Source organism: Kyrpidia spormannii (genome assembly GCF_002804065.1).
In the GTDB taxonomy this organism is placed as follows: domain Bacteria; phylum Bacillota; class Bacilli; order Kyrpidiales; family Kyrpidiaceae; genus Kyrpidia; species Kyrpidia spormannii.
Genome location: NZ_CP024955.1, coordinates 708,497 through 727,045, shown reverse-complemented (window position 1 = coordinate 727,045; position 18,549 = coordinate 708,497). Strand labels below are relative to the sequence as shown.

Here is an 18,549-nt window from a genome sequence, read left to right as displayed (position 1 = left end):
CCTTCACCCCTCCCAAGCCCCGGCCCGCTCCGCCCGGTGGCGGGCGCAAAGATCCAACCAACGGTCGACCATATCGGGATGGGAGCCAAAATGCAGGTGCGTGTAGGCAGCGAGAAGCCGGTCTTCCGCGTACCCATCCCGGCCCCAGCCCCGGCGGGCAGATACCCGGTATGCCCAGGGATACGGCTCCTCGATCTCCACCAGATGCGAATAGTGAAACTCGTGCCCCCGGGCCTTTTCACCCGCTTTCAAAAGCACCGTATCCCGCTCCGCCACCACCTCCCGGTACCCGAGAGCGGCGAGAGTCCGCTGCATCCTCACCCAAGCCGGGACGAGCCCCGCCATGGGATAGCGACGCCCTTCCGCCGTCTCGATGCCCCGGGACAAGTACATGAGTCCCCCGCATTCCGCGTAGATGGGCAGCCCCCCGGCGTGCCGCCGGCGCAGGTCCTCTAGCACCTGACGATGGGACGAAAGTTCCTGGGCGAACTCCTCGGGGAAGCCCCCGCCGATGTACAGGCCGTCCGCCTCCTCGGGCACTTCCTCCCCGGCGAGAGGCGAGAAAAAGAGCAGCCTGGCTCCCCGGTGCTCCAATAACTCCAAGTTCTCGGCGTAATAAAAATGAAAGGCCGCATCCCAGGCCACGGCGAGGTTGACCCGGGGCGGGCGCGGGGGCCGGGCAAAGAGCACGGGATCCGACGCCCCCGGGGCCGGTGCGCTCCGGGCCAATTCCACCACCCGGTCTACGTTCACCGACTCCCGGACCATTTGGGCCAACTCGTCAAACCACCCTGACAACTCCCCGCGCTCCAGGGCGGGAATGAGACCGAGATGGCGCTCGGGAGCGGCGAGATCCAGCCGCCTGGGCAGTGCGCCCAGGACGGGGATGCCGCACGCCCCTTCCACGGCGGTCCGGATGATCTCGGCGTGGCCCGGGGATCCCACCCGGTTCGCCACGACCCCGACGATGCGGACCCGGGGGTCGAGGCGCTGAAAGCCGAGCACCACCGCCGCAGCGCTCCGGGCCATGCTGTGCACATCCACCACGAGGATCACCGGAACCTGGAGCAGCCGGGCCACCTGGGCGGCACTCCCCCGGTCATTCCGGGGGTCTTTGCCGTCGTAGAGCCCCATGACCCCCTCGATCACCGCCACATCGGCCCCGGCACACCCGCGGAAAAAGCTTTCGCTAAGCGCTTCCTCGGGCACCATCCACGTGTCCAGGTTGCGGGCCGGCCGGCCCGTCACCGCCCGGTGAAAGGTCGGGTCGATATAATCCGGTCCCACTTTAAACCCCTGCACCGTCAATCCCCGCCGGCGCAATTCCGCCATCAGCCCCACCGTGAAGGTGGTCTTCCCCGCCCCGGAGTGGGTGCCGGCAATGAGAAGGCGCGGGCAGGAACTGCCGGAACTTGGTTTCGCAAGGGCCTTCCCTTTCACGGGCCAGCCCCCCTTTCCACCGCCCCGTTCTGGAGATCCGGACATTTTCTCGCCACGGACAGAGTGACATTTCCAGAAACGATTTTGTCGACGAGCAGCCGGTCGGTGCCCGCCGCCCGCATGGCCGCAGGTTCACTGACTCCGTAAGCCCCGGTGTAGCGATACACCATCTCCGAAGGGTGCCGCATGGGCATCTCGTTCAGTTCAACCGGAGTGTAGGCAATCAGGGGCCAACCGCGATCTCGGCACAGCGCCACCAGACCCGTTTCATCTTTTTTGCGGTCGATTGTCGCCACCGCCGCCACGCTGTCCACCGCCAATCCCTTCGCCCGGAGGGTCCCTTCCACCACCTCCTCAATCTCCGCCCGGGGGGTGCCCCGGTTGCACCCGATCCCCAGAATCAGGGATTTCGGGCGGTAGACCACCCAGTAAGGAGCAAACTGACGCAGCTCCTCCTCGGACCAGATCCGGTCGGTGATGAGGAGCAAAGCCCCAAAGCCCGGCAACCCTTGCCGGGCACGCTCGGCCACCGCCCCCCGGGCTTCCTCCAGGCTGTCACACCGGTGGATGGTGGGCGGCAAAGGGGTCGGGCGGGTCCACCAACCCCGCTCTCCGGCCTCTTGGAGAACCAAGACCGGCTCCTCGTTGACCACCGCCGCCGATGCCGGAGTGACGTGGCGGTCGTCGGCCAAAGTCCAGCCAAAAGATCGACCCAGGAGGTCCACGGCGATGGTCCGGCCCACATCCGAAGCCGTGGTGATGACGGGCTGGGCACCGAGAACCTCGGCCACGCGCTCGGCCAGGCGGTTCGCTCCCCCCAGGTGTCCGGAGAGGACAGAGATGGCAAACCGCCCGGCGTCATCCACCACCACCACCGCAGGATCGGTCTTTTTGTCCCGCAGCACCGGAGCGATCATCCTCACCACCGCTCCCAGGGAGATAAACAAAATCCAGCCCTCGTAGCGGTGAAATCCATCTTGAAGCAACTCCCGGACACTCCCGGAAAAGGGCGTCGCCCAAAAGGAACTGAACGTCTCGCCCTCCTGAGCTCCCCCGGCTGCCCGGAGGTCAAATTTCTCACTGTAGTACACATCGACGCCGCCCAGCCCTTCCGCCGTCCGCCAGGCCAATTCCACCCCGTGTTTGGTGATCGCCACCGCGGCGTAAGGCTGGGGATGATCCGGCCACGGCATCACGGCTCCTCCCCCCCGGGGGCATCCCCGGCCCGTACCGCCCGCCGGTACCGATGGGCAAAAGTGGGATCGTAAAGCCGGGATTTTGGCCCATCGGGACGGCGCAGCCCGGGGTCCAGGGCCGGCCCGGCCAAGATCAAGGCGTGACTTCGGATTTGGGCGTCCCGCATGTCCTCGACAATTCGGCCCAAGGTGGAGCGGACAACCACTTGGTCCGGCCAGGTGGCTTTGTACACCGCCGCCACCGCGATATTGTCCTCCCATCCCGCCTGCCGCAGGGCGTTTCGGACATCCCCCATGAGCCCCGCCGACAGGAACAGCGCCAAGGTGGAGCGGTGCCGGGCGAGGGCGGTCAACTCCTCGCCCGGCGGAACCGGCGTCCTCCCCGCGGCCCGGGTGAGGATCACCGTCTGGGTCACTTCGGGCACCGTCAGCTCCGCCCCCAAAACCGCCGCCGCGGCAAAAACTGAGGAAACGCCGGGAACGATCTCCCAGGGGATCCCCGCAGCGTCGAGCCGGGCGGCCTGCTCAAGGATCGCCCCGAACACCGACGGGTCCCCGGTATGGACCCGGGCCACCCGCTGACCCTGCTCGGCGGCATCGATCATCCGCCCGGCGATCTCTTCCAGGGTTAGCCCCGAGCTTTTCTCAATTCGGGCCTCGGATTTCGCTCCCCTCAGCACCTCGGGATTCACCAGGGAATCGGTGTACAGAATGAGATCGGCTTCCTCGATCAGGCGCTTGCCCTTGACGGTGATGAGTTCCGGATCCCCCGGCCCTGCACCGATAAAATACACTTTGCCGATCCCCGGGCGGCTCATCGTTCCTCCCCCTTTTTGACGATCATCAGGGTGAGGTATTCCAGTTCCCGGCCCCGGAGCTCCCGGACATCCCGAAAGACCTGCTCATCGGGGGTCCCGCATTTGGTCACCACCGCCGCCCGGTCCACCAAGTGCAGCTCTTCCAAAAGATCCACCATCATATCCATGACTTTTGCCACTTTCAAAAACACCACGGTGTCGTGGTCCGCCAGGGCCCGGCGCATGGCCTCCCGGTCATTCACCGCGGGGATGATGCCCACTCTCTCGTCCCCGTCCGCCAAGGGAATATCCAGCCGGACCGCCGCTCCGCCCGGAGAAGAGACCCCCGGGACCACCTCCACCTCCACCCCGGGGTGAAGCCGGCGCAGGAGCCGGACCAGATGAATGGCCGTACTGTACAGATACGGGTGACCCTCGGTGATAAAGGCCACGTCCCGGCCGGCCGACAACTTCTCCCACACCCGGTTCACCGTCTCCTCCCACTGAATCCGCAATTTTTCCGGATCCCGGGTCATGGGAAAGACCAAACCCAACCGTTCCGGGCCCGGGGTGGGCAGCAGACTTTCGACGATGGAAAGGGCATAGCTTTCCCCGGAGCGCATTTTTTGCGGATATGCCACAACCGGAGCTTCCCGCAGAATCCGATGGGCACGCAGGGTTAGCCACTCGGGATCCCCCGGCCCCACCCCGAGCACGAACAATTTCCCCAGTCGATCAGCCATTCTCGTTCCCAGCCCCTTCCTCCGCCCGTCGGGCGGCCACGATGTACACCGGATCAAAAGCTTCAAACCGGGTGAGATCCTTAATGGGGCGGCTGCGGGCCACCTGGATCAGCGTCACGTCCACCGCCATCCCCCGATTTCGCAGCCCCTCCACCGCCTGATAGAGATTTTCAAGCGTCGCGGCGTTCACCACAATGCGGCCCCCGGGCCGCAGGCGCCGGACGCAGACGTCCAGCAACTCCTCCATCCGCCCGGCGGTGCCGCCCAGAAACACCGCGTCGGGGTCAGGAAACGCCTCGAGTCCGTCCGGGGCCGTGCCATGCACCCAGTGGACCGGGCGGTGGAATTTTTCCACGTTGCGGCGGAGGTTCTCACAATCTTCCTCATTTTTCTCGATGGCGTACACCCGTACCCCCTCCGCCAACCCCGCCGCCTCGATGCCCACCGAACCGGTACAGGCCCCGATATCCCACATCACGGCACCCGGGCGAATGTGCAACTTCGCCAGGCTGACCACCCGGACTTCCTGTTTGGTGATCAGCCCACGCTTGGGTTTGCGCTGAAAAAACGCCTCATCGTCAATCCCCAGGGGCCAAACCGCCTCCCCCGATGCTCCTTTTTTATGGGCCTCCGCCCCAGTCCCTCCTCCGTCTTGCCGGCGGCGGATCACCACCACGTTGAGGGGGGCGAACTCCTGCTCCGCGGCGTCTGCCACCGTGTACCATCCCGTCCGCTCATCCGGCGCTCCGAGGTTCTCCGCAACGAACACCTCCACCTCCGAAAGCCCCGCCTTCTGGAGTGCCCTGGCGATTCTCCCAGGCGTACTCCCGTCCGACGTCACCAAGGCGACTTTCGCATGGGTGCGCACCCAGTCCACCACCGGCTCCACATCCCGCCCGTGCACCGAAGCCAAAAAGGCGTCCTGCCAAGGCTCTTTCATCCGGGCAAAAGCCAACTGAACCGAAGAGACGTGGGGGTGGATCTCCACCTGTTCGGGGCCGAGTTTTTTCGCCAAGTACGCCCCGATGCCGAAAAAATTCGGATCCCCCGAGGCCAGTACCACCACCCGGCGGCCTTCCCGGCGGACCTGATCAATGCGGCCCACCGCCCGGGAAAGCCCCTCTTGCACCGCCAGGACCTCCCCGGAGTATTCGGGAAAATAGTCCAAATGCCGCCTTCCCCCCACTAACAGGTCAGCCTGTTCAATCCATCGCCTCACCGGGACGGGCAGTCCCTCAGCCCCGTCCGCTCCGATGCCGATGATCCGGACCGGTTCCACGGCCTCTCCCCCCTTCCGATCACGCGCCCCTCCAAATCGCAGAGGATCATTTCCACCCCGAAGGCTCCTCCGACGTGCTCAGAAGCGCGTGCACAGATCTCTTCGCACAATCGCTCAAAAAATGCATGGTACCCCTTCGACCAAAGGACATCCCCGATCTCCTTGGCGGTATTCGCCCGACGAATTCCTTCCGCCTCGGAGGGCGGCACTCCGGACTGAACGGCCAGGTCGGCCAGCCACCCCGGGTCCACCGACGATCCTTTTGAATGGAGATGCATGTGTCCCGCCGCGGCCTTGGAGAATTTTCCAATCATGCCGCAAAGGGTCACTTTTTCCACGCCCCGTTTGGCGCACTGCTTGAGAGAAAACCCCAGAAAATCCCCCATTTCGATAAAAGCCTCTTCCGGGAGATGGGAAAGCTCCCGCATGGCCACCTTTTCACTGCGCCCCCCGGTAGTCAACACCACCTGCCGGCACCCCGCCGCCGTGGCCACACTGATGGCCTGGGCTACGCTGGCCATCCACGCCGCCGTGGAAAAGGGCTTGACAATCCCCGTGGTACCCAGGATTGAAATTCCTCCGATGATCCCCAGCCGGCCGTTCATCGTCTTTTTCGCGATCTCCTCGCCCCCGGGCACGGAGATCACCACCCGAATCCCGCGCCGCCCCAGCATCTCCGGCCCCGCCGCCTCTTCTGCGGCCTGGCGGATCATCCTCCGGGGCACCGGATTGATGGCCGGCTCCCCCACGGGCACGGCCAGCCCGGGCTTCGTCACCCGACCCACTCCCTCGCCACCCTCGAGTTCAATCCCCGGCTCTCCCCGCCAACTCACCGTGGACCAGATCCAGGCGCCGTGGGTGGCATCGGGATCGTCCCCGCCGTCTTTGATCACGGCGCAGGCGGCGCGCTCCGGCGTAAACGATAAACCTTCCACGGCGAATCGCACCCTTTGCCCGGCCGGGAGCCCGATTTCCACCTCGGACAGCGGCTGTTGGTGAACCAGGGCCCATACGGCTGCTTTCGTCGCCGCCGCAGCGCAACTGCCAGTGGTATAGCCGTGGCGCAGCGGCCGCTCCGGCGGTTCGGTCATCTCGCCCCCGCCTCCGATACGGCCAACAGAGACAGGGCATTGACGATGGCCACAGCCACCGGACTGCCCCCTTTGCGGCCCTCATTGGTGATAAAGGGCGGCTGATCCAGACCGGCCAACTGCGCTTTCGATTCCGCCGCCGATACGAACCCCACCGGCACGCCGACGATCAGCGCCGGGCGCGCCTCCCCCGCCCGGACGAGGCGAATCAACTCCAACAGGGCGGTCGGGGCGTTACCGATGGCCACGATCCCCCCTTCCGCCATCCGGGCCGCCTTGCGCATCGAAACGATGGCCCGGGTGGTTCCCTGGCGCCGCGCTTCCTCGGCCACGTCCGGATCGGAAATCAGGCAGTGCACCCGCCCCCCAAACCGCTCAATCCGCGCCTTGGAGATCCCCACCTGAACCATCTGGACATCGGCCACCACCGGCCGTCCCTCCCGGATGGCCCGAATCCCCGCTTCCACAGCCTGGGGATGAAACCGCAGCGACCTCCCCAGATCAAAATCTGCACTGGCGTGAATCACCCGTTGGACAATGGAAAATTGTTCTTCCGTAAAAGAATGCTCCCCCAGTTCTTCCGCAATGATGGCAAAACTCCGGGCCTCGATCTCCTCGGGCCGGACTGTCGACGGCACAAACTCGCTCACCCCATCTCCCCCTCCCCGCTGCGGGTACAAAAAAACCCCCGACCCATCGGTCGGAGGCAATATGCGTTGACGCCTGGCGGGCCTCAAGAGCCCGGAATCGGCACACCGCACCCCATACCGCGAGGGTCTGCCGGCGTTTCCATCAAGGTAGGTCTCCTGGCTCCCGGGTCATCGCGGCCCTCCGTCTTCCCCGCAGCTAAGCGAGTGACGTCGTCCTCGGCGGACGTGGAGGGCAACTCGTCCGGTCACAGTGGCGGGTCCGCTCGGGATTCTCACCCGATTCCCTGTTACCTTCCGCCGCAGCGGAAGCACCTTGACGTCGTTGCCACAAACAGTCATGCTTGAAATTGGATGAAGATAAGATTCGTTGTAAGCATAACTCACGATCCGGGACCGTGTCTAGAGCCGTTTTCGCCGATCCCATCTGTCCTGCCACCGAGATCCTGGCTTTTCAACTTTTTTGACCGAAAAATGTTCCCGTGAAGAGGTGGTTCTCCGATGCTGTTTCTCCTTGCCGGTACCAGCGACGCCCGGGCCCTCGGCGTTCAGTTGCAGAACGCCGGCTACCCGGTATTGGCCTCGGTGGTCACCGAAAGTGCCGCATCCTCTTTGCGTAAGGAGGGGCTCTCGGTCACCGTGGGCCGCAAATCCGCCGATGAAATGGCTAGGCTCTTTTCCGAAAACGGAACCCGGGCGGTGGTGGACGCCAGCCACCCCTTCGCCGAAGAAGCGTCGCGAAACGCCATGGAAGCGGCCACGATTGCCGGTATTCCCTACATCCGGTATGAACGTCCGAGCTCGGAATTATCCGAACATCCAAACTTACACTTAGCGCGGGACTACCGCAACGCCGCAGAGCTCGCCGCCTCCTTCGGCGGCACCATTTTCTTGACCACCGGCAGCAAAACCCTGCCCATCTTCGCCGAAGTCCTGTTGAAAGACCCGACCATCCGGATGATCTGCCGCATTCTCCCCACCGAGGAAAATATGCGCACCTGCACCGCCCTCGGCATTCCTCAGCGAAACATCGTGGCCATGCAGGGTCCGTACACCTCGACGCTCAATGCGGCCTTCTATGAACATTTCGGCGTGACCACCCTGGTCACCAAGGAGAGCGGCTCTGAAGGCAGCGTCATGGAAAAAATTCAACCCGCTCTGGACCGTGGCATTCATACTATCGTGATCTGCCGTCCGGGCATTCAATATGAGCACCTGTGCCACAGCGCCGGCGAAGTACTGGAAACACTGGACCGCCTGCCTTAGGCGGGCGGCCGTTTCCACTTCGCACCAACCGCTGGATCCCCTCGATCACCCGGCCGATCGCAGCCACAACGATCGAAAGGGACAGGGCGGATGCCCAGAAGCTCCTTTTGGGAGCTCGCACCGCCTGAACCTTCAACCGAGCGCCGTCCACATCATCTCCGTTTCCAGGGCGGTCTTCTCGGCATCTCGCCGATCATCGATTCTTCATCATATAAATCTCCCGATCGTGCTCGCCGATTTTGCGATCGTAAAAAGCCAAATCCGCTTTCGTAACCATGTTCGTTTCAACGTGTTGCAGCCGCTGATCGATACCGATGGTTCTGGCGTCGATCTCCAAAACGGCCTGGCGCATATGCGGAAATTCTTCCAAGATATGCTCGACATGTACGACCCGGCAGTCCACATCTCTCACCCGCTCTTCGACAGTGGACAACCGGCTCTCGACCACATCCAACCGGCTCTCGACCACATCCAAGCGGCGTTCGACCGCGTCCAAGCGCTGCTCCACCGCGTCCAGGCGCTGCTCGACCGCACCCAAGCGCTGTTCCACCGCGTCCAAACGCTGCTCGACCGCACCCAGGCGCTGTTCCACCGCATCCAAACGTTGGTCGACCGCATCCAAGCGCTGCTCCACCGCATCCAGGCGCTGCTCGACCGCACCCAGGCGCTGTTCCACCGCATCCAAGCGTTGGTCGACCGCATCCAAGCGCTGGTCGACCACATCCAAGCGCTGGTCGACCACATCCAAGCGCTGGTCGATTCTATCAACTCGCGCTTCCATCCGGTCGAATCGCCCATGCAAACTCCGAACCTCTTGAAGAATGACCTCCAGAACCTCGTTGACGTGACGATCGTCCATCCGGCACCACTCCTCATCTGTGGGTGTCGGCCGCATCTTCCGCGTTCATCTGAGCTGCCACAAACAACATCGGCCTCCCCTTCCACTTCGACACCGAACCCGGAAACTCCTGTCCACCGGGAGGATACACCACCACCGCCAGATGGGGATCCCCGACCCCCGCGAGCTGTCGGTCCTGAATCCATGCGCTCGCATCGAAACTCACCCACTCCAAGACGGCGTGTTTCAACAACGCCGTCTCCCCCAGTTCCAGCCGGGCAAACTCCGGGCCCAGAATCTCCGGCCGTTCGGCCAACCTCCGGGCCCACCCCAGCACCCCCCCTTTGTCCAGGGTCGGCACCCACCAGGGGGACCGCGGACGAACCCGGCGTGTCAACAGATAATCGATTTTTAACAGATCCTCCGCCACCATGGGCCGCCTGAGACCCTTGTCGCGCAAAAAATCGCGCATGCGCAGAAACAGATCCTCGGGCTGATATCCCAGCGTCCCGTACCCCTGCCGATCCCAGTAATCCCCCAGTTCCTGATACAAATCAAAGGCACTGGAAAACTCCCAGGCCCTCAGATACCGCAGGGTGTGATCCATCCAGTGCGAATTCCAATATTTGTCCACCATATCCTCGACCCGCTTGATCCGCCGGACGTCCTCGTAGGGCAACACGTCGTTGGCCAACACCTCATAGGGGGGCTCGTCCATGTACACGTACCCGAACTCCGCCGCCCGGGCCCTGAGCCCCGTTCCCCGCAGTAGTTTGAGAAACCCGAGTTGCAGCTCGTCCGGTTCCAAGGCGTACACATCGTCGAAGGTTTTGCGGAACGACCGGTAATCTTCCCGGGGCAACCCGGCGATCAAGTCCAGGTGCTGCACCACCCGACCGGACTCCCGCAACCGCCTCACCGTGCCGGCCAACCGATCGAACCGCTGAATCCGCCGAATCAGTCGGTTCGTCTCCTCGTTTGTCGACTGGACCCCGATCTCGAAACGAAACCGTCCGGGCGGCGCTTCCGCCGCCAAAAACTCCACGATCTCCCGGCGCAGGATATCTGCCGTGATTTCAAACTGAAACACCGTCCGCCCGGGGTACCGGGCCAAAAACTGAAACAACTCCAAGGCATAATCTTTTTTCAAATTGAACGTTCGGTCCACGAATTTAATTTGTGAAACGCCGTAATCGATCAACCGGGCCAAGTCTTCTTTGACCCGCTGCAATGAAAAATACCGCACCGCATCATCGATGGACGACAGGCAGAACTGGCAATGAAACGGACACCCCCGGGAAGCCTCGAAGTACACAATCCGATTGTCCAACTCCTCCAGGTGGCCCCGGTAAGGAGAGGGGATCGCGTCCAAAGGTTCAATCCAGCCCCGGCGAGGCGCAATCTTCACCCGGTCCCCCTCGCGGAAGGCCAGGCCAGCGATCTCGCCAAGATCGCCTCCGTCCCTCCAGGCCCGGAGCAACTCCAGAAACGTCGCCTCCCCTTCTCCGATGACGATGGCGTCCACCTCCGGCCACTTTTCCATCCACTCCCAGGTGTCATAAGAGACCTCCGGTCCCCCTAACACCACCCGTGTAGCCGGAGACACTTTTTTCAAGAGGCGCACGATTTTCAGTGTTTCAACGACATTCCAAATATAACAGGAAAATCCGACGACCTCCGGGCGGTCGCCCACCACCTCGGACAAAACCCGCAACGGATCGTCCTTGATGGTGAACTCCCGGAGCAGTACGTCGAACTCCCCTTCCGCCGCGGCCCGAAGATAACGAAGCGCCAAGGAAGAGTGAATGAATTTCGCGTTCAGCGCCGCGAGCAGGACCTTCACTCCGACCCCCCCCTAGTGCGTAATGCCGGTTCCACTTTGCACCAGCCACTCTTTGACTTCTTCCGCCAACTGCCGCAGGCCTTCAAAATCTCCCGCCAACCCGTGCAGCCGTTCCTGAAAGGCCGTCGCCATCTCCACCTGTCCCGAGGATTCCAATTGTTCCAGATCCCTCAGAATCGAGGAAACCAAATTCGACTTCCTTTCAAACAGCCGCTGGGCCTGCTTGATTTCTTCGCGAATCTCGGACATCTCCCGATCTAGCTGAAACGCCGCCTCGGCGGCCGCCCGGAGGCGCTCCCGAACTTGGGTCGGCAGATTGCCTTTGTATTTATAGTTCAGGGAATGTTCGATGGTCGCCCAGAAGTTCATCGCCAAGGTTCGGACCTGAATTTCCGCGAGCAGCTTTTTTTCCCCTTCGGCCGTTTGGATGGGATACCGAATAATGATATGGTAGCTGCGATAGCCGCTGTCCTTTTGGTGCCGAATATAATCGCGTTCCTCCACGATCTCCATGTCCCTGCCGTCCCGCTGGCGAATGAGCTGGACCACCCGATCAATGTCGTCGACAAACTGACACATGATGCGAATACCGGCGATATCGGGCACCTCTTCCACCCGTTCAAGGGGGATGCCCAACCGGGCCGCTTTATCGAGGATGCTGGAGACTTTCTTCAGCCGCCCGGTCACAAACTCGATGGGCGAATACTCTTCTTTTCGCTTGAGTTCATTCCGGATACTGCGAAACTTCACCTTGAGCTCTTCAACAGCCTGCTCATAGGGCAACAAAAACCGATCCCAGTCAATGGTGTGCACGCGCCTATTCACCACCCCAGGCCCCGTGGGCCGGAACTTTCGCGGACCAACGTCCTCCCTTTATCATACCGGAATTCCGGTTCGTCCTCCAAGGGATGAACACGCTGTTCAAGGACCCGCCAGGCTCGGCAATCCTACGGCTTGACCGATCAAAAACACGATGCCCACCACCACACTGTATACCGATGTACAGCCCGCCAAGACCACCCTCCAGCCCATCCGTCGCCCCGCCAGTCCGTACCCCATCATCGTCAACAGGGAAATCAAAAGATTGGCCACCAGCATGCCCGCCACGAACAGGAAAAATACCCCCAGGGCGGCCGTGCGCCCCCCGGCCTGCATCGCCGCGGCAAATACCATCAATTGGGTGGGCGTTTCGGCCCCGGCCCCGTGAATCACCCCGACGGTAAAGGCTCCACCCGCCCCCAACTCCGCGTCGGCGCCCCCGGAATCTTTGCGCCAGAGCCGTCTCCACCCCCGCCGCACCCCTTGGTACAACAGCATCCAGCGGCTCCGGACCGCAAGCTCATGCCTTCCCGTGAACAACATCACCAACACCCAGCCGCCCAGGGCGATCAACGTCGCCCCCACCACCGGTTCCATGACACGCCCCAGCCACCCCGGCACGTGAACGTCCGCGACGATGACCGGAATCCCGAGCAACAGAACCACCGTCCCATGGCCGAGGGCATACAACATCGCAAAAAAAAGACCCCGAAGCCGGTGGGTTCCTCCGGCAATCAAGTCCGTAATCGCCGCCACGTGATCCCAATCAATTCCATGCCGAAATCCGAGGGCCAGCGCCAATCCGCCGAGGGCCACCACCGAGATCGTCATGACCGGCCACCCCGCTTCCGCCCGTCGAATCCGGCTCCAAAGACAAAAATGCCCCCCGAGCGCCGCCCGGGAGTGTTCTCCATAGAAAACACCACGACCATGTTCGCGCCCCCCTATCCGCGTAGGTGTGCGGCCGGTTGTCGGACAGGGCAGGTCTCCTGGCTGAGGATCTTCACCTTTCCGCGTCTTCTCAGGCAACGTGCCCAATGACCCCTGCGGATCGGCTCCCCATCACAGTGGCGGGACCGCGCCGGACTTGCACCGGACTTCCCTTTTCAGCGCCGATCAGGCGCACCCTGTCTTCCATCCATTGTCCGTCGTCCAAAGTATACTACAGTTCCGTCTTTAAGAAAAAGATCCCGAAACGGGAATCTACTCCTCCACAAACCCGGAGCCAATGCTTTGCAGCCGCTGAAGGGCCTCCGCCCAAAGCACCGGGCGCTCACAGGCATTTCCCCGACAGATGTACACCTGGGTCTGCCGACCCTTCGACCGGTGGCCACTCACCCAGGGCAGCACCTCCGACACCCGATCCCCCTCCGCTCCATCCGGCCTCACCACCCACAGAGCCCGGGGGAGATACAGGCGCCGAACTTCTGCCGGCCAGCGGGCCGCGGCAAAGGAGCCCTGAGCCTGCGGTCCCCCGACGAAATCCTCCCCGCTGTCCCCCGCTTCATCGCGAACCGGTTCGGCCACCACGATCTCCTCGGAAGGCCCCACGGCGAAATCCCAGGCCGTCAAGAAGAACGTGTATCCGGCAGGATAACGGGACACCGCCCCGGCAAAAGCCCGAAGCTGGGCCTCCGCCCACCGCTCCCAGGCCGGATCCCCCGTCAGGCGGCCTAGCCACAGCAGGTCCAGGGCCAGGACGGAGTTTCCGGAAGGCAGGGCTCCGTCCTCCGCCGTCTTGGGCCGGGACCAAAGCGCCTCCGCATCCGACCCGGTCAGAAAACAGCCCCCCTCATTCTCATCCCAAAACAACGTCCGCACATCTTGCGCCAGCCGAATCGCCCGCCGCAGCCACACCACATCTCCGCCGGCCTGGTACAACTCCAACAAACCCCAGATATAAAAGGCGTAGTCGTCCAAATAACCCAGGATCCCCGCTTCGCCATCCCGATACCTCGCCAACAGCCTGCCGTCCCCCTGGCGCAAAGTCCGCCACAGCCACTCCGCCGCCCGCCGGGCGGATACCAGATAGTCCGCATCCCCGAGCACTCGAGCCCCCCGGGCCAAGGCCGCGATCATCAGCCCGTTCCAGGCGGTGAGAATTTTATCGTCTTTATGAGGGTGTACCCGACGATCCCGCACCGAGCGCAGAATCTCCAGCCCCCGGCGGACCTTCCCATCGATCTCTTCGGGAGTCATTCCCAGTTCCCGGGCCAGCAAATCGACATCCGTATCGATCTCATTCAACACCGATCGGCCGCCTTCAAAATTCCCCTCCTCCGTCACACCAAAGTACCGGCAGAGAACCTCACCATCCTCCGGCCCCACCGCTTCTGCGATCTCCTGGGGCGTCCAGACGTAAAATTTTCCTTCCTCCCCTTCTGAATCCGCATCTTCCGCCGAGTAAAATCCACCCCCGGGATCGGTCATCTCCCGGCGCACGTAAGTGACTATCTCCCGGGCTGTCTGCGCCCATCGCTGGTCCCCCAACGCTTGGTACGCTTCGAGATAGGTCAGAACAAGAAGAGCATTATCGTACAGCATCTTCTCAAAATGCGGGATGAGCCAACGCCGGTCGGTGGAATACCGGGCAAATCCAAAGCCGACGTGATCCCAGATCCCCCCTCGGCGCATCCCCTCGAGGGTTCCCTGCACCATATCGAAAGCCTCCCGCCGCCCGCTGCGCACCCCGTACCGCAACAAAAACAAAAGATCGTGGGGCCGGGGAAATTTCGGGGCTTGGCCAAACCCGCCAAAGGTGTGGTCATAGCTGGCTAAAAGCTGCTCGAAGGCCCGGGTGAGCGTTCCCGCATCCACCTCTCCCTGGGCCGTCCGACCCAGGGCTTCCCCGATCTGGCCGGTGAGATGCCTCCCGGCGTCTTTGACGCGGTCCGCCCCCTTTTCCCACAACTGCGCCACCCGGGTCAACAGTTCCATCAGCCCCGGGCGGCCATATCGACTCCGCTTGGGAAAATAAGTTCCGGCGTAAAAGGGTTCTTTTTCCGGTGTTAAGAACACGGTGAGCGGCCAACCTCCTTGCCCGGTCAGGGCCTGGCACGCGGCCATGTACAGATGGTCGACGTCCGGCCGCTCCTCCCGGTCCACTTTAATCGCCACAAAATGGCGGTTCAGAAGTTCCGCCACCTCGGGATCTTCAAAGGATTCCCGTTCCATGACGTGACACCAATGACAGGTGCTGTATCCGATCGACAAGAAAATGGGCTTATTTTCCTTCTTGGCCTTCTCAAAGGCCTCCTCGGACCAAGGGAACCAGTCCACTGGGTTATACGCGTGCTGGAGCAGATATGGCGATTTTTCCCTGGCCAAGCGGTTGGGTTTATTATTAGTTGTTGTCATGGGGAACACCCCTTATTTTTGTACAGGATCAAAGACCCTTGATGAGGAAAGGATCCAGGTTACGGCGGCAATCCCCGCCACTATAAGAAAAGACCCCCGAAAGGCGCCAATCATCGCACCGAGGGGCGCTGCACTTTGCTGCACGACTCCTTGCAAAGCGAGAAACAACTGGCCGCACATCGCGGAACCCGCGATGAATACGGTAAAACCGAGGGCATACATCCATCTGCGGCCGAACAGATCCGCCAGCTGACCGAAGGGGACAATCAGTCCCCCGAGGGTCAACAGATAGACCAGACTGACCCATTCGATAATATGCATGCCGACGTCTAACTGCTCTTTAAGTACCGGCAAGGCGATGTTGATGATACTGGCGTCCAGAGCGGCCATAAAGGCACCGATACACACCGTTCCCACCACAAACCAGTGATACCCCGCCCGTTGCCGCACCGCCCGGAGCGGCAGAGCCGCCCCCATCTCTCCCCGGGTGATTCTGGCCAACGCTGACACCGCCTCCCCTCTCTGCACCTATTGTTCATTATATCCCGCGGCTCCATCTTCAGGGCTGCTACAGTGGCGAAAAAGAACCACGGGATCCCGCCGGCCTGTGCCCCGATACAAAAAAAAGACCTGGCCGGGTTCCAAAACCACCGGCCAGGCTCCTTCGATGGTAGTCCAGCACTTCCCGCAAACCGGTCGCGTCCCCGTCCGGTTAATGATACCCCTTTGCTTCCTCCGGTTTGATCTTGGTCGCAAACTTCCGGTACGCCCAAAGCTGATACGTGATCACCGCCGGAACGAGTACTACCGCCACAACCAGCATAATGGTCAGAGTTCGCGGACTGGCGGCCGCCTCATAGAGGGTGACACTAGCTGCCGGGTCGGTGGCCGAGATCAGCATGTTCGGAAACATGCCGATGAATCCCGTGGCCCCGGTCAAGAAAATCACCAGGGAATTCGCGAAAAATCCTGCCAGGGCCCGGCCTTTCCCTAGATAGAACTTCGCCGCGACCAAGGCCACCACGGCTAGGGCGGGCACGACGTACAAAAAGGGCAGCCGGTTGAAATTGTCCAAAACCTGGGTCCGGTTGGCCGTGGCCACCATAAATAGACCGTAAAGGCCAATTGCGACAAACCAGGCCACGTTGGCGACAGACAACATGCGCCCTTCCAGGGGCCCGCTCACTTTATGGGCCACCCAGGACCCCGCCGAGACCAACGTCAGGGACAGGAACGTGAGTCCTCCCAGAATTCCGTAGGTGTTCAACAAGGTCAACACGTTCGTCTGATTCCCGTGGGCATCGAAAGCCAGCCCGTAGAACATGTTCGCAAAGGCGACGCCCACCAACAGTACCACGAGCAAACTGCCGCCGAAAAAGGCCCATTTCCAGCTCGCCCGCCAGAACCGGCCGCGGTCTTTGTGCATGAACTCAAGCCCGATCGCCCGGTAAAACAGGCCAAACAGGATCAGGAAAAGCGGCACGTACAAGTAGCTGAACATCATCGCATATACGAGGGGAAAAGCGGCGAAGGTCGCTCCCCCGGCGGTAATCAGCCACACCTCGTTTCCGTTCCAAAAAGGCCCCACCGTCTCCTGTAACTGCTTTTCCTCCCGCTCCGAACGGGACACGAAGGGGTACAGGATACCCACCCCCAGGGTATACCCGTCCAGAGTGAAATACATCATCCAAAGAACCGCCCACAAACCGAACCAGATCACTGCCAACGTTTCATGGCTCAACATCGTGTTCCCCTCCTTGCTGCAACTACGCCTGGGCCGCACGGGCCGGGGTTTTGCCGCCGCGCTTGACCGAGCCCTCTGCCGGCGGGTCCACCGGGCCCCGGACCGCGTATTTATGCAACAGATACACATCCGCGACGATCAGCGACGTGTAAAAGACCACCAGCCCAGTAAGGGAGAAGAGAATGTCCCCCAGGGCGATGGGGCTAACAGCCTGACTGGTCTTCATCAAACCGTACACAATCCACGGCTGCCTACCCATCTCCGTAACCACCCAGCCCAGGTTGATCGCCACGTAAGGGAGCGGAATGGAATACAACAGCAACTTGAGGTACCGCCGGGAATCCAGTAAGCGCCCCTTTCTCCACAGGTACAGGCCGTACCAAGCGAGGCCGAGAAACAAGAATCCAAGGCCCACCATGAGACGAAAGCTCCAGAAAACCGCCGGGACATTCGGCCGCTGATCGGCTGGAATGTCCTTCAAGCCCGTCACGTATCCACTGAAAGAATTCGTGTACATCAAACTACCGACGCCCGGGATTTTGCCCCAATCGAGTAAATTCCTTTCATTCGCCGGATCGGGGATGGAGAACACGGTAAAGGGTTGATTCGGCCCGGACTCCCACACGGCCTCAAAAGCCGCTGCCTTGGCAGGCTGCACCTTCGCCGTGTGAATCCCTTGAAAATGCCCGACCAACGGGACCGCCAAGGTCGCGACCAAGGCCATAACCAGACCGAACTGAAAGGATTTTTTGTAAAACTCCACGTGCTGTTTGCGGAGCAGATGATAGGCACTCACTCCGAGGACAAAAAACGCACCGACAATATAGCTGGCCAATACCGTGTGGAAGAACATATACCACGTGTAAGAGTTTGTGACCACCTGCAGGAAACTTTCGAGCTTAATCCGTCCATCCTGGATTGTATAGCCGACAGGGTTTTGCATAAAACCGTTCGCCGTGATGATCCAGAGGGCGGAGATGTTGGTCCCGATGGCGACCATCCACATGGACAGAGCCCGGAGTTTCGGAAAGCGCTCTTTCCCGAACAGCCATACCCCAATAAACGTGGACTCCAGGAAAAACGCCAGCAGCGCCTCAATGGCCAGAGGCGATCCAAAAATGTCCCCCATAAACTTCGAGTACTCCGACCAGTTCGTACCAAATTGAAATTCCATGGTGATGCCTGTGACAATCCCCAGCGCAAAATTGATCGTAAACAGTTTGCCCCAATAATCTGCCATCCGCCGATACAGCTCGTTGCCGGTGCGCGCATACCGCGTTTCCATAAGCGCCACCAGCACGACCAAGCCCAGCGTCAGGGGCACAAACAAGAAATGATAGATCACCGTGACTGCAAACTGGATCCGACTCAAGAGGATGACCTCGGCCACCTCGACCCGCCCCTTCCGGAACCCGAAAAATTCCTTTAATTGATAACGGGTCCCATCTACTACTTTACCCGAAATTAAAGGCATTTTTGGGGACGAAAG

At 61.5% G+C, this 18,549-nt stretch carries 16 protein-coding genes and 2 riboswitches; of the genes, 1 reads left to right on the top strand and 15 read right to left on the bottom strand.

Annotation, left to right across the window (positions count from 1 at the left end; genetic code table 11):
- Positions 1 to 3: 3 nt before the first annotated feature.
- Genes CVV65_RS03585 through CVV65_RS03555 form a run of 7 tightly spaced genes read right to left on the bottom strand, consistent with a single transcriptional unit; the run spans position 4 to position 7,196 of the window.
- The gene (locus tag CVV65_RS03585; RefSeq protein WP_100666975.1) at positions 4 to 1,440 is read right to left on the bottom strand and encodes a cobyrinic acid a,c-diamide synthase CobB; all 1,437 of its coding nucleotides are present in this window, start codon (positions 1,438 to 1,440) and stop codon (positions 4 to 6) included.
- Positions 1,437 to 2,633, bottom strand: coding sequence for a cobalt-precorrin 5A hydrolase (locus CVV65_RS03580; RefSeq protein WP_100666974.1), 1,197 nt, complete (start codon positions 2,631 to 2,633; stop codon positions 1,437 to 1,439). The genes CVV65_RS03585 and CVV65_RS03580 overlap by 4 nt, the downstream gene beginning before the upstream one ends.
- On the bottom strand, positions 2,633 to 3,454 hold the full coding sequence (gene cobM, locus CVV65_RS03575; protein WP_100666973.1) for a precorrin-4 C(11)-methyltransferase: 822 nt from the start codon (positions 3,452 to 3,454) through the stop codon (positions 2,633 to 2,635). The genes CVV65_RS03580 and cobM overlap by 1 nt, the downstream gene beginning before the upstream one ends.
- Positions 3,451 to 4,176, bottom strand: a complete 726-nt coding sequence (gene cobI / locus CVV65_RS03570; protein WP_100666972.1) for a precorrin-2 C(20)-methyltransferase — start codon at positions 4,174 to 4,176, stop codon at positions 3,451 to 3,453. Before cobI ends, cobM begins: the two co-directional genes overlap by 4 nt.
- The gene (gene cbiE, locus CVV65_RS03565; RefSeq protein ID WP_100666971.1) at positions 4,169 to 5,455 is read right to left on the bottom strand and encodes a precorrin-6y C5,15-methyltransferase (decarboxylating) subunit CbiE; all 1,287 of its coding nucleotides are present in this window, start codon (positions 5,453 to 5,455) and stop codon (positions 4,169 to 4,171) included. The genes cobI and cbiE overlap by 8 nt, the downstream gene beginning before the upstream one ends.
- Positions 5,392 to 6,546 carry a cobalt-precorrin-5B (C(1))-methyltransferase gene (locus CVV65_RS03560; protein WP_100666970.1) on the bottom strand — a complete coding sequence of 385 codons (1,155 nt, stop codon included), beginning with the start codon at positions 6,544 to 6,546 and terminating at the stop codon, positions 5,392 to 5,394. Before CVV65_RS03560 ends, cbiE begins: the two co-directional genes overlap by 64 nt.
- On the bottom strand, positions 6,543 to 7,196 hold the full coding sequence (locus CVV65_RS03555; RefSeq protein WP_100666969.1) for a precorrin-8X methylmutase: 654 nt from the start codon (positions 7,194 to 7,196) through the stop codon (positions 6,543 to 6,545). Before CVV65_RS03555 ends, CVV65_RS03560 begins: the two co-directional genes overlap by 4 nt.
- Positions 7,197 to 7,325: 129 nt before the next feature.
- Positions 7,326 to 7,527: riboswitch (cobalamin riboswitch) on the bottom strand.
- A 167-nt stretch (positions 7,528 to 7,694) separates the two neighbouring features.
- Between CVV65_RS03555 and cobK the strand changes: the two genes are divergently transcribed.
- Complete coding sequence (cobK, locus tag CVV65_RS03550; protein WP_100666968.1) at positions 7,695 to 8,459, top strand: precorrin-6A reductase; 765 nt, start codon at positions 7,695 to 7,697, stop codon at positions 8,457 to 8,459.
- 193 nt (positions 8,460 to 8,652) lie between these two features.
- Here cobK and CVV65_RS03545 read toward each other — a convergent pair whose 3' ends face one another.
- From CVV65_RS03545 to CVV65_RS03510, 8 genes are all read right to left on the bottom strand, one after another.
- Positions 8,653 to 9,318 carry a tropomyosin gene (locus tag CVV65_RS03545; RefSeq protein ID WP_100666967.1) on the bottom strand — a complete coding sequence of 222 codons (666 nt, stop codon included), beginning with the start codon at positions 9,316 to 9,318 and terminating at the stop codon, positions 8,653 to 8,655.
- Positions 9,319 to 9,331: 13 nt separating this feature from the next.
- Complete coding sequence (locus CVV65_RS03540; protein ID WP_100666966.1) at positions 9,332 to 11,140, bottom strand: B12-binding domain-containing radical SAM protein; 1,809 nt, start codon at positions 11,138 to 11,140, stop codon at positions 9,332 to 9,334.
- Between the two features lie 12 nt (positions 11,141 to 11,152).
- Entirely contained in the window at positions 11,153 to 11,968 is an 816-nt protein-coding gene (locus CVV65_RS03535) for a GTP diphosphokinase (RefSeq protein WP_407928384.1), read from the bottom strand.
- Positions 11,969 to 12,061: 93 nt separating this feature from the next.
- Positions 12,062 to 12,790 (bottom strand): HoxN/HupN/NixA family nickel/cobalt transporter, encoded by a 729-nt coding sequence (locus CVV65_RS03530; RefSeq protein WP_100666964.1) that lies wholly within the window; start codon positions 12,788 to 12,790, stop codon positions 12,062 to 12,064.
- A gap of 131 nt (positions 12,791 to 12,921) precedes the next feature.
- Positions 12,922 to 13,104: riboswitch (cobalamin riboswitch) on the bottom strand.
- 58 nt (positions 13,105 to 13,162) lie between these two features.
- Positions 13,163 to 15,316 carry a thioredoxin domain-containing protein gene (locus CVV65_RS03525; RefSeq protein ID WP_100666963.1) on the bottom strand — a complete coding sequence of 718 codons (2,154 nt, stop codon included), beginning with the start codon at positions 15,314 to 15,316 and terminating at the stop codon, positions 13,163 to 13,165.
- Positions 15,317 to 15,328: 12 nt separating this feature from the next.
- Positions 15,329 to 15,826 carry an MFS transporter gene (locus tag CVV65_RS17055; protein ID WP_232796702.1) on the bottom strand — a complete coding sequence of 166 codons (498 nt, stop codon included), beginning with the start codon at positions 15,824 to 15,826 and terminating at the stop codon, positions 15,329 to 15,331.
- A 202-nt stretch (positions 15,827 to 16,028) separates the two neighbouring features.
- A complete protein-coding gene (cydB, locus tag CVV65_RS03515) occupies positions 16,029 to 17,057 on the bottom strand; it encodes a cytochrome d ubiquinol oxidase subunit II (RefSeq protein ID WP_100669144.1) in 1,029 nt (342 codons plus the stop codon).
- Positions 17,058 to 17,082: 25 nt separating this feature from the next.
- On the bottom strand, positions 17,083 to 18,450 hold the full coding sequence (locus CVV65_RS03510; protein ID WP_100666962.1) for a cytochrome ubiquinol oxidase subunit I: 1,368 nt from the start codon (positions 18,448 to 18,450) through the stop codon (positions 17,083 to 17,085).
- Positions 18,451 to 18,549 lie beyond the last annotated feature (99 nt).